The organism is Asticcacaulis sp. AC460, from assembly GCF_000495795.1.
In the GTDB taxonomy this organism is placed as follows: domain Bacteria; phylum Pseudomonadota; class Alphaproteobacteria; order Caulobacterales; family Caulobacteraceae; genus Asticcacaulis.
The window spans coordinates 20,306-36,583 of record NZ_AWGD01000019.1 but is presented as its reverse complement, the minus strand read 5'-3'; the positions used below and the strand labels follow the sequence as shown (position 1 = coordinate 36,583).

The 16,278-nt window shown below is 65.6% G+C and carries 10 protein-coding genes; all 10 read left to right on the top strand.

The genetic code is table 11. From position 1 onward, the window contains the following. Positions 1–4 precede the first annotated feature (4 nt). Genes ABAC460_RS34590 through ABAC460_RS34560 form a run of 10 tightly spaced genes read left to right on the top strand, consistent with a single transcriptional unit; the run spans position 5 to position 16,074 of the window. The gene (locus ABAC460_RS34590) at positions 5–1,096 is read left to right on the top strand and encodes an HlyD family efflux transporter periplasmic adaptor subunit (RefSeq protein WP_023453263.1); all 1,092 of its coding nucleotides are present in this window, start codon (positions 5–7) and stop codon (positions 1,094–1,096) included. Further along, a complete protein-coding gene (locus ABAC460_RS34585; protein ID WP_023453262.1) occupies positions 1,096–3,249 on the top strand; it encodes a tetratricopeptide repeat protein in 2,154 nt (717 codons plus the stop codon). Before ABAC460_RS34590 ends, ABAC460_RS34585 begins: the two co-directional genes overlap by 1 nt. A 22-nt stretch (positions 3,250–3,271) precedes the next feature. Then, positions 3,272–4,399, top strand: coding sequence for an alginate lyase family protein (locus tag ABAC460_RS48240; RefSeq protein ID WP_023453261.1), 1,128 nt, complete (start codon positions 3,272–3,274; stop codon positions 4,397–4,399). An 11-nt stretch (positions 4,400–4,410) separates the two neighbouring features. After that, positions 4,411–5,091, top strand: coding sequence for an alginate O-acetyltransferase AlgF (locus tag ABAC460_RS0124485; RefSeq protein ID WP_162150312.1), 681 nt, complete (start codon positions 4,411–4,413; stop codon positions 5,089–5,091). A 40-nt stretch (positions 5,092–5,131) separates the two neighbouring features. Next, complete coding sequence (locus tag ABAC460_RS34580) at positions 5,132–6,538, top strand: MBOAT family O-acyltransferase (protein ID WP_023453259.1); 1,407 nt, start codon at positions 5,132–5,134, stop codon at positions 6,536–6,538. A 9-nt stretch (positions 6,539–6,547) separates the two neighbouring features. Next, positions 6,548–7,666, top strand: a complete 1,119-nt coding sequence (locus tag ABAC460_RS34575) for an alginate O-acetyltransferase (protein ID WP_023453258.1) — start codon at positions 6,548–6,550, stop codon at positions 7,664–7,666. Further along, entirely contained in the window at positions 7,663–11,289 is a 3,627-nt protein-coding gene (locus ABAC460_RS48235) for a right-handed parallel beta-helix repeat-containing protein (RefSeq protein WP_023453257.1), read from the top strand. The genes ABAC460_RS34575 and ABAC460_RS48235 overlap by 4 nt, the downstream gene beginning before the upstream one ends. Next, positions 11,286–13,409: a tetratricopeptide repeat protein gene (locus tag ABAC460_RS34570; protein WP_023453256.1), complete on the top strand. Its 2,124-nt coding sequence runs from the start codon at positions 11,286–11,288 to the stop codon at positions 13,407–13,409. Before ABAC460_RS48235 ends, ABAC460_RS34570 begins: the two co-directional genes overlap by 4 nt. Then, positions 13,406–14,683 carry a hypothetical protein gene (locus ABAC460_RS50110; RefSeq protein ID WP_023453255.1) on the top strand — a complete coding sequence of 426 codons (1,278 nt, stop codon included), beginning with the start codon at positions 13,406–13,408 and terminating at the stop codon, positions 14,681–14,683. Before ABAC460_RS34570 ends, ABAC460_RS50110 begins: the two co-directional genes overlap by 4 nt. Further along, entirely contained in the window at positions 14,680–16,074 is a 1,395-nt protein-coding gene (locus ABAC460_RS34560) for an alginate O-acetyltransferase AlgX-related protein (RefSeq protein WP_023453254.1), read from the top strand. The genes ABAC460_RS50110 and ABAC460_RS34560 overlap by 4 nt, the downstream gene beginning before the upstream one ends. Positions 16,075–16,278 lie beyond the last annotated feature (204 nt).

The window sequence follows — 16,278 nt, the reverse complement described above, 5'->3', positions numbered from 1 at the left end:
ATGAATGTCGTTGAAAATTGTTCATGAGGCCTCGTCCCAACGTCAGCACGTGAGACTGCGCGTTCCCATCACCGTGACGATCGGCGACGAGACCTACGAGGCCAGCGACTGGTCGGTGGCCGGCCTGGGCGCCGGTCCGTTCGCCATCGTGCCCGCCGTCGGCCAGATCGTGCCGCTGACCCTGATCTTCAAGTTCGAGGGCTTCGCCTTCGAACTGGCGATCAAGGGCGAGGTGAAACAGGCCAATCCTGAAACCAAGTTTGCCGGCTTCGCTTTCGTCGACGTCCAGCCCAATTCGCTGGCGCTGCTGCAGTATCTGATCGGCGCACAGTTGTCGGGTGAGATGGTGACCTCCGGCGACGTCCTGGCCATCATCAAGCGCGAGAACTTCACCGGCGCCCGTATGCAGGCCAAGGCAGACGCGGGCCAGAAGAAGAGCGTTCTGCCGACGGTGCAACGCCTGATCCTGCTGGCCATCCTGTGGTCGATCGGTCTCGGCCTGGTCGGTTATATCGGCTACAGCGCCTTTGCCCGCGGCTTCGTCGTCCGCGCCGACGGCGTCCTGGCCAGCCCCGACGCCCAGATGCTGCGCGCCCCCAAGGCCGGCACCGTTTTGTCGGTCGACGCCAAGCCGGGCGACCGCGTCCTGCCCAACCAGAACCTGAGCAGCCTGGAAGCCATCGACACCTCGGTGGTCAACATCGCCAGCAACTGCGATTGCATCATGGGCGAAACCCTGGCAGCCCCCGGCGCCTTCATCGCCCGCGGCGCTCCGATCGCCCAGATCGTCCCGACTTCGGGCCGTATCGGCGGCGAGTTCATCGTTCCGCTGGAAGCCGCCCGCCGCATCCGCCCGGGTGACCATGTGGTGGTCGATATCTTCGTCGGCGACCGTTATTACAATGGCCGCGTCGAAAAGGTTGTCCTGCCGACCTTCGGTGAAACCAACGCCTATGCCCGCGTCACCCAGGGCGTGATCCAGCTGTCGGCCGTGGTCCGCGTCACCTTCGACCGCAAGCTGCCTGCCTCCATGGTCGGCCAGCCGGCTTCGGTCCGCGTCAGCACCCTGCGTCTGTTCAACCAGGACAAAAAATAATGAAAACGGCAAGCCGAATCCTGCGCGCCGGCCTGGTCTCGGCCGCCACCCTGGCCGTCGCGATGGGGGCGGGTTATGCCGCCGCCGTCGAAACCTGCCCGGCCCGCCCGCAGGCGGCGCCGTCCGGCAAGGCCTCGACCAAAAAGCCGAACCTGGCCAGGATGTCGCCATCGGCACGCCGGCTGTACAACGCCGACCGCGCCTATGACGCCGGCAACTATGGCGAGGCCGAGGCGCAGCTGCTGAAGCTGACCAAAACACCGCGCGACAAGAACGACACCGCCCACCGTGCCATGCTGCGCCTGGCCCGTGTCCGCATCCAGCAAGGCCGCTTCGACGACGCCCGCGCCCTGGCCCGCCAGGCCTCGACCTCGCGCGACGCCAAGGTCAAGACCCAGGCTGCCAACATGCTGAGCGACATCGACTACCGTCAGGGCGTCGCCCTGGCGCGTGGCCGGTTCGACCAGGCCGATACTTTGCTGAAGGCGGGGAATCTCACCGACTCCGAGCCGCAGTTCCTGGCCCTGCTGGATCAGCCCTGTCCGCACCCCGAATATTTTATCGATCGCACCCGCCTGCGCCTGGCTACCGTCAATGCCAAGCAGAACGAGTTCGATGAAGCCGACCGCTGGCTGGCCGCCATCGACCGCACGGATCCCGATATCGCTGCCGCCGCGACCGAGCTGGAAACCGGCCTGGTCCAGAAGCGCCTCGATTTCACCGCCCGCGCCGCCTTCGACGCCGCAGCCGCCAAGGCTGAGGCCGGCGACCTGGCCGGTGCGGTTGCCGCCGAGCAGCAGGCCCTCGCGACCTACTCCACCGCCTCCGCCCCGGTGCGCGTCGGCGGCCAGATCCGTCTGGCGGACCACCTGTCGCGCCAGGGCCGCTTCGATGAAGCCCGTTCGGTGATCACATCGGTCCAGGTCGATGCCTCCGAGCCCGACCTGGTGGCGCGCCGCGACGAGATCGCCGGCCGTATCACGTTCCGCGAACTGGATGCCCAGGCCTCCGACCTGCTGGCTCAGGCCGACGACCTGTCCGCTACGCGCCAACCGCAGAAGGCCATGGCGATCTATGACGGCGTGATCAGCAACACCGCTTACGCACCGGAATGGCATCAGCGCGCCCAGCTGCGCAAGGCAACCCTGCTGCGCCGCGGCTACGACTTCGCCGGCGCCAAGGCCCAGATCGATGCCGTCGCGGCAGCTCCGGCCACGCCGGCCATGGCGGCCAGCGCCGCCACGGCCAACGAGAACTTCACCGCCGCGACCCCGGTCCAGGCCTTTACCGGCACCCTGGCCGGCGGCCTGCAATATGATGACAACGCTCCGGCCCTGGTCGCAGCCATCCCCGGCGAAGAGGGCACGGCGCCCTACGACCCGCAGCAGAGCTACAGCGACACCGCGACCGTGGTGACCGCCGGCGCCGAATACCGCCATCGCCTGGGTAGTTCCTACAACTATCTGACGGCTTCGGGACGCGCCACGGTCACCGACCAGTGGGAACTGGATCCGATCGACCGGGTAAAAGTCGACCTGAATATCGGCGCCGTCATCTACCTGCCGTCCCTGTCGGGCAAACTGGAAGGCGGCCTGCTGTATGATCGCAGCCATCGTGGCGGCAAGCTGCTCAATTCGGGCTTCGGCGTCTATACCAGCTATAGCCAGCTGGCGCTGGGTCACCGCCTGACCGGCCGCTACGAAGGCGTGGATATGAAGGACCGCCGCCCCGGCCGTGACGGCTGGCGCCATACCGTGTCGTTCGACGTCGCCCCGGCCACCGGAGACTACGGCCTTGCCGGCGGGGTCGAGCTGTTCCGCGACCTGCCGTCGGACGTCACCCTGCGCCAGTCCGCGGTGACGCTTTCGGCCGGCTATGTCTGGCCGGTGGCGACGCGCGGTTCGTGGCAGATCGACGGTAGCGTGGCCGGTTCGCTGCGCACCGGACGCTATGATGCCATCAGCCAATCGGCCTCCGGCGCCGATGAGCACCGCAAGATCGTCCGCACCCGCTTCGAGGTCGGCCCCGTCGCCACCTGGAAGGAAAACACCCAGGTGCGGGTGACCTATGCCTATCTCGATATTGACGACAGCAAGGTCAACTTCAATCGCCGCGACAACCAGGTTCGCATCTCCGTTTCACGCCGGTTCTGACCGCATCGAAAGGGAGGTCGACATGTTTTTATCACGGCGCGATCTTCTGGCAGCCAGTGCGGGCGCCTGCCTGCTGCCCGCCACGGTTCAGGCCGCCGGCAAGCGACTGGTGCCGCCTTTCGCCGTGCCTGTGGCCTCAGGCCTGGCGCCCAAGGCCAAGACCCTGCCCAAGACAGAGCCGTTGCGCGAACTGGCCAACGAGTCGCGCTACAGCAAGGACGATCCGTCGCGCTCGACCGTCGATCCGGAACTGTCGGAAGCCTATGAGCGCTCGGTCGCGCCGCTGCGCACCTTTTCGCAGGCGGTGTGCAAGACCGCCAACCGCTATGTCGCCTCCTGCGGCAAGGACCTGAAGTCGGCCGCCGAGGCCGGCGGCGTGCTGGCCGCCTGGGCTAATGCCGACGCCCTGAAGGTGGTCAACGGGGAAACCGCGGTGTTCAGCCGGCTTTCGGCGCTTGGCCCAGCCGCACTGGCCATGCTGCAGGTCGAGGCCACGATCAAGCCCGAGACCCGCACGAAGATTTCCGACTGGCTGGCCGACCGCGCTTCCGACACGGTCCGGCATTATTCCACGCTGAACACCAAGAGCGCCGCCAACAATCACCGCTACTGGGCCGGCCTGAACGTCCTGTCGGCCGGTATCGTCGCCAACCGCCGCGACCTGTTCGACTGGGGGGTGAATTCCGCCCGCATTGGTCTGGCCCAGGTGACCGCCGACGGCGCCCTGCCGCTGGAACTGGCGCGCAAGCAGCGCGCCATCAGCTATCACGCCTTTGCCCTGGGTGCCCTGGTGATGATCGCCGAAGCCGCCGCCCGCAACGGCGACCTGAGCCTCTACAAGGACAATGACGAGGCCCTGCATCGCCTGGTCGCCTTCACCCTGAAGTCGTTCGACAATCCCGCCAAGGTCGTACCCCTGGCCGGCGCGCCCCAGGAAGCCGTGGCTGACGGCAGGCTCTACGATGCCGGCGACGTCGCCTGGCTCGAAATCTACGAGTCCCGCTTTCCCGGCCGCAGCCCATGGAGCCGGCGTTTGTCTGGTATGCGCCCGATGAAGACCAGCAATCTGGGGGGCGATGTCACCCTGCTTTTCGGCCCGAAGCCAAAACCTGGCAAATCCCCAAAGAAGACCACAAAGAAGACGACGTGATGGAGACGAACATGACCCTGACCACCCTCCCCAAATCTAAGACGCGCAGAGCCCTCATCACCGCCCTGATCGGCGCGGCCGCCGTGCTTCCGATGCACGCCGGCGCCAAGAACGCCGATGCCGGCCTCTATGCCGCCGCCCCGCCGCCCAATTCGGTGTTTGTCCGCGTCGTCTCGATCGTCGCCGACGGCCAGCCGCTCAACGCCTATGTCGGCAAGACCAGCTACGCCGTCCCGGCGGGCTCGGCCACCGCCTATAAGGTCGTTCCGGCCGGCCAGGCCCAGATCAAGCTCGACAGCCACGGCCGCACCGTCAGCCTGACCGACGGCCGTTACTACACCGTCGTCATCTCCGGTCCGCGCAACCAGCCGCGCGCGCAGCTGATGGAAGACCCCAAGCTTGATAGCAAGGTCAAGGGCTTGATCGCCTTCTATAACCTGACCGGTCGGTCGGCCCTGTCGCTGAAGACCGCCGACGGCTCGGCCGCCGTGGTCGACGCCGTAGCGCCCGGCACCGTCGGTTCGCGTCCAGTCAACTCGGCCACCACCGGCTTTGCGGTCTTCGACGGCGCGTCCCAGATCGGCCAGGTCCCGCAACAAACCATCGAACGCGGCAATGCCTATTCGTCCATCGTCACCGAGATTGGCGGCAAGCTGAAGGTCGTCTGGGTTCGTTCCGAAACCACCAACTGATCCGTCTCTAACGCCACTCTCGCCGGGAAAGGAGGGCAAAATGGTATTTTCGTCCAATATCTTCATCTACCTGTTCCTGCCCCTCTTCCTGGCAGCCTACTACCTGACGCCCGGGCGGTGGAAGAACATCACCATCGTCCTGGGCAGCTATGTCTTCTACGCCTGGTGGCGGGTCGACTTTCTCATTCTGCTGATCGTCTTCACCCTGTGGAACTATCTGATCGCCATTGTCATCGACAAGGCGGCGACACAACGAAGGCGTAATCTCTTCCTGGGTGTCGGCGTCGTCATCAACGTCCTGACCCTGCTGTACTTCAAGTACATGAACTTCTTCGTCGAGAACTGGAATCTGCTGGCGAAGCAGGTCGCCGGTACCGATCCGTTCGTGACGCACATCATCCTGCCGATCGGCATTTCCTTCTTCGTCTTCCAGGCCATCAGCTACCTGGTCGATGTCTGGCGCCGCGATGTCGAGGCCACCACCAGCCTGGTCGACCTGGCCGCCTTCAAGGCCATCTTCCCGCAACTGATCGCCGGCCCGGTCCTGCGCTACAAGGACCTGAAGGACCAGTTCCGCGGCCGGGTTCATACGGTCGACAAGTTCGCCGAAGGCGTGCGCCGCTTCATCTACGGTCTGGCGACCAAGATCCTGCTGGCCGACTCGGTGGCCCCGATCGCCGACCAGTTGTTCGGCTCGCCATCGCCGTCCCTGACCCAGTCGTGGCTGGGCGCGGTCGCCTATTCGCTGCAACTCTTCTTCGATTTCAGCGGCTATTCCAGCATGGCCATCGGCCTGGCCCTGATGATGGGCTTCGTCTTCATCGAGAACTTCGACAATCCCTATGCCTCGCGCAGCATCACCGAATTCTGGCGGCGCTGGCACATTTCGCTGTCCACCTGGCTGCGCGACTATGTCTACATACCGCTGGGCGGCAACCGCAAGGGCGAGGCCAAAACCTACCGCAACCTGATCCTGACCATGCTGATCGGCGGTTTCTGGCACGGCGCCAATTGGACCTTCCTGCTGTGGGGCGGCCTGCATGGCGGCGTCATGGCGCTGGAACGCCGCTTCAACCTGGCCGCCAAGGCGCAAGGCACGGCTTTGAAACTCCTGGCATGGGTGGCCACCATTTTGATCGTCCTGGCCGGCTGGGTGCTCTTCCGCGCCGCCAACCTGGGTGAAGCCCTGACCGTCTATGCCGGCATGCTGGGCTTCCACGGCCTGGCGCCGGCGGATGGATGGAGCGTCAGCCTGACCCAGGTGACCTTCCTGGCCATCGCCCTGACCGTGGTGGGCTTAGGCGTCCGCCAGGCCTGGACCGGCCGTGGCTATGTGCCGGCGCGCGGTTCACGCCTGGAGCTGTTCGTCCTGCCGCTGTTGCTGATCCTCAGTCTGACCCGGCTGAGCGCCTCCAGCTTCTCACCCTTCCTCTATTTCCAGTTCTGAGGGGCGATCATGCAGGACACACATATCGCGAAGAACGGAAAGCCAGCGGCCATACTGGGCGTGGTCCTCGGCGCGGCCGTTCTGGTCACTGGCCTGATCAACCCGGCCCTGCGCGGCCAGGACGCGCCAAAGCCAAGCTTCGACAGCCTGTTCCACGGCAAGTGGGCGGAAGAGTTTTCCAAAACCTTCGACAAGCAATTGCTGATCCGCGACCCGTCGACCCATGGCTGGACGGCGGCCTCCTGGAGCCTGTTCCATGAAGGCCGCGACGGCGTCGTGGCCGGCAGCGAGTCCTGGCTGTACACCAAGGAAGAGTTCGAGGCGCCGCGCCTCAAGACCGGCATCAGCGATACCGTCGCCAGGGCCACAGCCGCCCGAAAAATTCTTGAAGGCCAGGGTGTCCGTCTGGTCATCGCCATCGTCCCCGCCAAGTCGCGCATCTACAGCGAGCATCTCGGCCGCTATGCCTGGTCGCCAGCCCAAACCGGCTTCTACGACAACCTGTTGACCAGCCTGCAACAGGCCGGGTTCGACGTCATCGACCTGCGTCCATCGCTTCAGGCGGTCAAGGACAGGGAACCGGCCTATTTCCGCACCGACACCCACTGGACGCCCGCCGGCGCCCAGGCCGCGGCGCAAACCATCGCTGCCCGGGTCGCGACGTCCGGCGGCCTGAGCACAAGGCGCCAGGGCGAGGAGATGCGCGTCACCTTCAAGCCGGCGCAAGCCTTGACGGGCGATCTGATGACGTTCCTGCCCCTGGGTCCGACCTTTAGCGCCAACGGCCCGCAGGCCGAAACCTTCACCCAGCCGGCCTTCGAATATGTCGCCACGGACGACACGTCCGGCGACGGCGGCCTGCTCGGCGACGCGGCGACCCCCGTCATCCTGGTCGGCACCAGCTACAGCGCCGACGAGCGCTGGGGCTTCGCCGGCTTCCTGGAACAGAATCTGGGCGCGGACCTGGTCAATGTCGCCGACAAGGGCGCCGGACCGTTCGTGCCGATGAACAAGCTGCTGAGCGGCAGCACCCTGACCGAGGCGACGCCGGAACTGGTCATTTGGGAAATTCCGGAACGATACGTTTGGATGCGTCCGAACGAGACTGAAGGTGGTAAAAAGCAATGAATTTCAAACCTTTCAAGTCAGGGACGACCGCCGGGGTGTTAAGCCTCGCGCTTTGTCTCACCGTTCTGGGTGCCTGTACCCAGGGCGCCGGGACCAAGCCTGCCGCCTCGTCGCCGGACGCAGCCCGTGCCGCGGCAGCCTACACCCAGGCACAAAAGCTTACCGATCCGGTGCAACGCGAAGCCGAACTGGCCAAGGCGATCCGGCTGTACGACCAGGCCACCCTCTCGGACCCCACCCTCGGCAGCTCGGAAGAATTCTCGCGCCTGCTGAAGGACTATTCGACCTCCCTCAGCCGGCGCGGCGGCGATACCGCCCTGGCCATCGAAACCCGGCGCGAACTGCTGACCAGCGCCCGCTTCATTTCTGAACGCCAGCCCGACCCCGCCACCGGTGCGCGCGAACTTCTCTCCATCGCCCGTCAGCAGATCGGGCTCGGCGACTATCGCGCCGCCGTCGACACCCTGACCGCCGGCTATGTCCGCATCTCGAAACTGCCGGCCGCGCAACGTGATCCGATCGTCGGCGACATGGCCAACCTGCTGGCCCTGGCCGCCGGTCAGCGCGACCGCGCCACCGCCTGGGCGACAGAAATCACCGATCCCGTCCGCCGCGGCGCCGCCGTGTCGAACATCGCGCGCTGGAAGCTGCGCACCGGCGACTTCCCCGCGCCGGAACTGGCGTCATTCCGCGGCCAGACGGTCGCCGACCTGGACCGCCGCAGCACCGAACTTCTGGAGGCCGCCGAAACCCTGCGGGTCAACGGCAAGACCGAAGCCGCCCTGGCCGCCGCCCTGTCAGCCCGCATCGGCACGCCGGACCGCGACAACCTGCTGCTGACCCTGGTCCAGGAAGCCACGACCAACGAACAGCGCGACGCGGTCGAGACGGCTGCCTTCGGCATTTCCGGGGCCGTTCAACAGAACGAAGCCCTGTTCGCCCTAGCCATGGGCAATACCGACAGCCCGCGCCTGTCGATCGCCGAACGCCTCGGCAACAGCCTGACCGACCCGGCTCTGAAGGCCCAGGTCGTGTCCCAGATCGCCGCCGGCTACGCCCGCTCCCACGTCACCCAGACAGCCAAGGCCAAGACGGAAGAGGCGATCAAGATCACTTCCTTCTTCATGCCGCGCGCCGCCAAGTCGCGGATCAATGCCAACCTGGCCACCGTGGAAATTCATTTCGGCGAATATCCGCGCGCCCTGACCTATGCCAACCGCATCGGCGAGAACGGCCTCAAGGCGCAAACCCTGCAGGAACTGGCCCGGCGGGCCACCGGTTCGCGCGACTGGGCGACGGCGGAAAAGGCGATCAACGGCGTCAAGAGCCTGGGCCAGCGTGACGAAGCCGCCCTGCTCCGTGCGATCCTGCTGGCGGCGAAGGAACAGCCTGACGCCCTCGCCGGCCTGGCCCGGCAACAAAAATCGCCTGGCATCAAGGCCTGGGTCTTTGCCTATGCCGCCGAGGCCTACGCCAAACGCATCGAGCCCGACAAGGCTCTGGCCATGGTGGCCCAGGTCGAGGCCCTGCGCGCCAAGGCGTCCTCGGTCAAAGAGCTGCAACAGACCGCCTCGGCGGCGGTGTTTGCCCTGTCGGCGACCGGCCAGCCCCTGAAAGCGGAAACCTACCTGCTGGAGGCCATGGCCGACGACAATGTCCACTATCTCAACGCCCTGACCCAGCTGGCGGCCTCCTGGGCAAAGGCCCGCGATACCGGCCGCATCGACCAGGCCCTGACCTGGGCGCTGGACGAGCACCAGGCCTCGGACATGCTGCAGCGCGTCGTCGATGTCCTGTCGGACAAGCACGAATATGAAGTCGCCGCCCTCTATGCCCGCAAGATTCCCGACTACCAAAACCGTGTCCGCGCCATGCACCAGTTGGCCGCTGCCAGCGCAGAGGCGCTCGACATCTACGGCGTCCTGGACGGCAGCGTGGTGACCAACGGCGACCCGGCCAATGAGCGCCAGGTCATCCTGAAGGGCAATGCCGCGACCTATTACAATATCGACTCCAAGGTCGGTCAGGCCATTCCGACCCCGCCCAACCTCAACCGCTACAGCCGCCAGACGGTCAGCGACAACATGCCGGTGCCGACCGATGGCGCCGTCTACGTCATCCCGATGGAGTACAGCTACTACAACACCAAGTTCGTGTCGCAGGTGAACAACACCTTCCGCCAGATCGGGGAAAAGGTCTTCCCGGTCCAGGCCCAGGGCACGCGCTATCCGCGCTATATCCATATCGAATCCGGCGTCCTGACCCTGGAAAGCCTGGCACGCCACCTCAACAGCATCGGCGAAGGCGAGCTGCTGGTCCGCAAGGGCACACGCTATACCCTGAACGTGCCCCTGCTGGTCGGCCCCCAGGCCAGCCTGGTCGTGTCGGGCACCGATGCCGAGGAACTGCGGCTGAACGCCAATACCGGCGTCTTCATCGTCAATGCCGGCAAGCTGTGGCTGCACGATATCACGGTCGCCGGCTGGGACGCCGCCAACAAGGCCTATCCGGACATGGTGTTCGAGACCCGCAACCAGTTCCGCCCCTTCCTGATTTCCTGGGGTGGCTCGCAGATGCATGCCGACGGCTCGCACTTCCATCACCTGGGCTTCAACGGCGCCAAGGGGTACGGCTTCTCCTACTCGCAGGGCCCAATCCTGGTGCAGCAACACCGCCCGGGCGCGCTCAACCGCCCCACCGGCGTGGTCGTCGGCAACAGCTTCGACAACATGTATTTCGGCTTCTTCACCAACGCCGCCGACGACATCGCCCTGATCGGCAACGAATACCGCGACAACCTGATCTACGGCGTCGACCCGCACGACTATTCCAAGCGGCTGATCATCGCCTACAATGTCAGCTACGGCACCCACAAGAAGCACGGCATCATCGGATCGCGCGAGGTCGATGACTCGTGGATCGTCGGCAATATCGTGTTCGAAAACCACGGCACCGGCATTATGCTGGACCGGATCTCCTCCGGCAACCTGGTCTATGCCAACCGCGTCTGGGGCAATGGCCAGGACGGCCTGGCCGTCTATGAAAGCCCGTGCAACATCCTGGCCGGCAACCGCGCCTTCGACAACCACGGCGACGTCGTGAAGGTGCGCAACAGCACCGACATCGGCATCTTCCGCAACCACCTGGCCACCAGCCAGCGCGCCGGCGTCAACATCTATGTCGGCGACCCGAAGGAGGTCCAGGGCTTCCCGACCCGCGACGCCAAGAAAGACCCCTACACCAAGTTCGTCACCGTCGCCGTGGTCGACAATGTCATCGACAAGCGCAACGGCGCCGGCATCACCGCCACAGGCTTCGGTACGGTCGCCGTCAAGGGCAACCAGTTCTTCGGCTCGACGAAGAAGCTGCTGCAGGGCGACCTGGAACCCTTCGGCCGCGAAATGCTGCGGCTGCAGAACGAAGGCGTCGTCGTCCGGTCCAGCTGCAAGGCGGTCAATGTCCCCAAGGTCTGCCCGTTCATGACCCAGGGCTATCTCAGCGGCGTGGTCGAGGAACTGCCACCCGCCGGCGCCGGCAGGGTCTGCACCGGCCTTGACGATCCCGACCAGGAAACCGCCGAAGCCGGAACCGAATTCGACGCCGAGGAAGGCCACGAGTCATGACCAAATCAGCTTTTTCCCGATGGGCGGCCTTTTCCATCGCCCTTACCGCTGCCGCTGGTGCCGGCGCCGTCGGCATGACCGTCTGGCAGATGCGCCCCGAAGCCAGGCTGCGCGCCGTCGTCCTGGCGGCCGACCAGGCGGTCAAGGACCGCAAGCCGAAAGCCGCCTGGACCCAGATCGAAAGCCTGCGCGCGACCAATCCGTGGGCCGCCGACTTCTACCAGGCCAGGCTGCTGTTGCGTTCGCCGGAACTGGTCGCCCCAGGTGCGGCGCCGGGCCAAGCGGCTAAGTTGCTGCGCCGCGCCGCCTCATCGCCGCAATATGCCGACCGTGCCCGTGTCGCCCTGGCCGAGCTGCTGCTGGCCCATCCCGAGCAGGCCCGTTCGCCGGACGAAGCCATAACCGCCCTTCGCATCGCCGCCCAGGGTGGTAACCGCAAGGCCGCCACCATGCTGGCCGGATACCTGGCCCAACGGCCCGATTCCGACAAGCTGGAGGTCCTGCGCCTGCTGACCGAGGCCTCGGAGACCAATGCCGGCGCCGCCAAGACCCTGATCACGATGATCGAAGGCCGGTCCCTGCCGGTCAAGAGCCGCGCCCTGGCCGACGATATCCGCTACCGCCAGTTCACCAGCAGCCTCTTTGAGGCCAAGGGGGGCAATGTTGACGCCATGGTCCGCGTCGGGGACGCCTATCGCAACGGCGCGGGCGTCGCCAAGGACATCGCCCTGGCCAGCGAATGGTACAACCGCGCCGCCGGCCTCAACAGCAACACCGCCCGCATGCGTCAGATCGACGTCCTGCGCCTCGAAAACACCCCTGCCGCAGCGCAGAAGGCCCACGCCATGGCGCTGGATGCCGCCAAGGATGGCACCTCGGTCGGCGCCCTGAACGAACTGGGCGTCGATTTCAAGATCGGGCGCGGCGTCACGGCTGACCTGGCCAAGGCGGAATCCTACTTCCGCCGCGCCGCCGCCATGGGCTCGGCCTCGGCCAAGTACGAACTGGCCGACCTGCTGTTGAAGCGCGAGCCGGCCAAACCGGCGGAAGAGGCCGAAGCCATCGCCCTGCTCACCGACGCGGCGCAGGCGGGCAATCCCGGCGCCGCCTGGGTGCTTTATGGCCTCTACGACAAGGGCCAGCGCGGCCTGACGGCCGATCCCGTGCGCGCCTTCGCCTATCTGACCCAGGCCGCCAAGGGGGGGCGCACGGCGGCCCGCACCGAACTGGCCAGCCGCTACAGCAGCGGTGACGCCGTCGTCCCGCGCAGCGACGCCGAGGCCTTCCGCTGGGCCGGCAGCGCCCTGGACAGCGGCGCGACCTCTACCAACCTGCTGCTGATCATGGCCGACGGCTATGCCCGCGGCGAAGTGGTCAACCAGGACCGCCTGCGCGCCAAGGGCTATCTCGAAGCCGCCGTGCGCCGGGGCAGCCCGCGCGCCATGCGCAAGCTGGGCGCCCTTTACTTTACCCTGCAACAGCCGGACGCGTCGCAGAATGCCGTCAAATGGCTGCGCGAAGCCTCGCTGCACGGCGAGACCGACGCCTATATCGACCTGGGCCGGGCCTATGCCAGCGGCGCCGGCGTGCCAGTCGACGCGCCCCGCGCCTTCAGCTTCTTCGAGGAAGCCGCCAATGCCGGCAACCTGGTCGGCCTGGTCGAGATGGGCCGCAGCTACGCCACCGGTTATGGCGTGGCCCGCAACCCGCAACGCGCCGCCGAACTGTATCTGCGCGCCGCCAATGCCGGCAGCGCCGAAGCCATGATCATGCTGTCCTACAGTTACGAGGTCGGCGACGGCGTGCCGCAATCCCTACCCCAGGCCCGGGCCTGGCTGAAGCGCGGCGCCGACTCCGGCGATGCCGAGTCGCAGTACTGGTTGGGCCTCTACCTGCTGGAAGGCAAGGGCGGTCCTGTCGACCGCGCTGGCGCCCTGGCCCTGTTCGAGCAGTCCAAGGCCGGCAAGTTCAAGCCCGCCGGGGCCATCCTGAATCAGATGAAGCCCAAGCCTGTGGCGCCCCCGCCAGCCGCAACGGCGCAGCCGCATACCGCCCCCGCACCGCTGCCCGCGCCTCAGGTCGCCACTCGGCCACCTCTCTCCGTAAAGGCAAGATCATGACCTTGACGACCACCCCAAACTGGCGTCATGCCCTGCTGGCCGGCCTGATCGCGGCCCTGGCCGTTCTGGTCGCGGGCTTTATCCTGCTGGCGGTATCGCGCCTGACCCAGCCCGTGCCCACCCTGAAAAGCGCCTTCGCTGCTGGCCACCTGGTGGCCGACGAAGCGGCCCACCGATCCTTCGCCAGGCTGGGCCGTGTCCGGGCCGACTGTGAAACGGCCGGGCTTGTGATCGCCGTCGAAAAGTCGTTCGGCCGCTACATGCTGGCGCCGCAACTGCCCAAGGATCCCGAAGAGGTCCTGAACACCTGCCAGACCGTGCGCGATCTGGCCTATGGCGATCCCGGCTTTCAGGCCGACACCCGCTCCGCCAAGGTCAATCCGATCGCGCTTCGCGGTATTACGCGCCTGGCCCTGGGCTTTATCCCGCTCCAGATCTGGCAGATCGCCCTGGCCGTGATCGCCCTGGCCATCGGCGGCGCCACCGCCTTCTTCCTGGTCCGCGGCCGCCGCGCCACGGTGGTCAAGCTGGCCGTTCTGGGCGCCGCCACCGTGGCGGCCGCTGTCTTCGCCGCTACCAGCCTGTCGCTGGGCATCGGCGCCCTGCTGTGGCCGGCCTCCATCGCCGCTGCCTTCTTTGTCACCGACACATCGCCCTGGCGACGGCTGGCGGTGTGCGGTCTGCTCGGCGCCGGCGCCATCACCTTCGATTACGGCTCAGCCCTGGGTGTGACCGTACTGCTGTCACTGCTGTTCGGCCTGGCGGTGCAGGAAACCAAGCCCGCCGATCTGCTCTCGGCCCTTGCCGCCTATCTCGCCGCCGCCGCGACCACCGTGATTGTCCTGGCCCTGGCCCAGGCCAATGCCCGCGGTTTCGCCATACTGGATACGGCCGGGTTCATCATCGAACGCTTCACCGATGGCATCCTGCTGCTGGGCGACAATGGCGCCGCCATCGCCAACCGGTCCGGTGAGCGTATCGGCAAGCTACTGGCCCGCTATGACGGCTGGAGCGGCATCATCCTCTATGCCGGCCTGTGCGCCGTGGCCTTCAGCGGCTGGGCCCTATGGCTGAAAGGCCAAAAGGCGCTGGGCCTGCTGATCCTGGCTTCGGGCGCCGGCCTCCTGCTGTGGAGCCTGTTCGCCTTCGACCGGCTGTTTGCCAATCCGCTGCAATTCGCCTCCCTGCCCCTCCTCCTGCTCGCCTACACCCTGGTCTCGGTCGTCGCAACCTTGGCGTGGAACCGCAAAGAAAACCTGGAAACTGCGTTATGATCAAAGCCCGTTTCGCCCGCTTCGCACGCAATTTGCAGGCTGGACTCATGATGGTCGCCGGAACGGCCGCAACTGTTCCGCCGGCCATTGCCGCTCCTGTGGTACAGGCCTCGTCTCAGCCGTCGCCGGCATGCGGCCAACTGGGAGACGCCCAATATTATTCCGACGAAAGTTTTCTGTTTATTCGCAAGGGAAAGGGTGACTGGCTGTTTCGAAGCCGTACCGATTTTAATGTCTTCCCGCCTGTGGCGTCCCCTCTGGTAGAGAACTTTACCCGTCTCAATAAGAAATTGAAGGCCTCCAACGTCCGTCTCGTCGTGCTGGTAACTCCGCCCCGTGGCGCAATGATGCGCGATTTCATCGAGCCCGGCACCCCGGGTACTGAACGGTATTCACCCGACGTCGCGATGCAAGCCTATCAGAGGTCACTGGATCGGCTGCGTGGTGCGGGCATTATCGTACCCAATGTCACCGCGACAGCGCGCGACGCCGGTTTGACCCTGCCCGGACGGGACAGGCAATTCTATTTGTCTGCAGATACGCACTGGACGGATTATGGCGCCTATGTCTCGGCCAACGCCACGGCACGCGAATTGGCGCCGCTTGCTGAATACAGGAACATGCCGAAGGTTGAATTCAAGACCGTCCCGGGTGCGATCGGCGATGAACAGCAACTGTTACGACGCGAAGCTTCCCGTATATGCAAGACAACCTATCGGGCCGACAAGATCAAGGTATTCGAAACGACGGAGGCTCAGGGCACGGGTGCCAGTCTTCTCGACGGCGGCGGGGTTGATGTCGCCCTGGTCGGCACCAGCTTCAGCGCCAGAACCACCGCGAACTTCGGTGGCTTTCTGCGCCAGGAGCTTCACACCAATGTCGCAAATTATTCCATCAGCGGCGGAGGGTTCGAAGCTTCAATACTTTCGTATCTCCTGTCGAATGACTATCGCAACGCCAAGCCCAAGTTACTCATCTGGGAGATGCAGTATCACAATCTGGATGCGACCGAAGGATTTCCGCTCATACTCGGAGCCGTGGACGGCGATTGCGGCAAAGCGGCTTTGGTTAGTTCCAAGCCTGTACCGGTGAAATTGGGCCAGACGTCGGTCGCGTCGTTCGACAACGGCCAGCGTTCAAAGATCAAAGGCGCAGCCAATCTGGTGGTCAACCTGACCTCTCCGGACGCAAGGCGTTATCACGTCTATGCACACTACACAGACGGGCGTCAGGATCGCTTCAATATCGATGCCAGTCGCTGGACGTATCCGGCGAACAAAATGATCATCCGCCTGCCGCGCGACGGCGGCGACCTGGCCGGGGTCAGCCTGGTCCCGGACCAGCGCCTGTCAGGCACGGTCTCGGCCCACGTTTGCCGCGCCTCGGCGTAAGGACAAGTGCGGGGTTGACCTATCTTATCCTCCACCGCTTGCGGGGGAGGTGCTGAGCAAGCGAGCTTGAAAAGCGAAGCGCGTCGAAGCGGAGGGGGAGCCGAGAGCTCGAAATTCAGAGTTCGTAACGCCCCCTCCGTCTCGACGCGCTTCGCCCTGAAGAAGGGCTCACTTGCTCGCCACCTCCCCCGCGCGCGGGGGAGG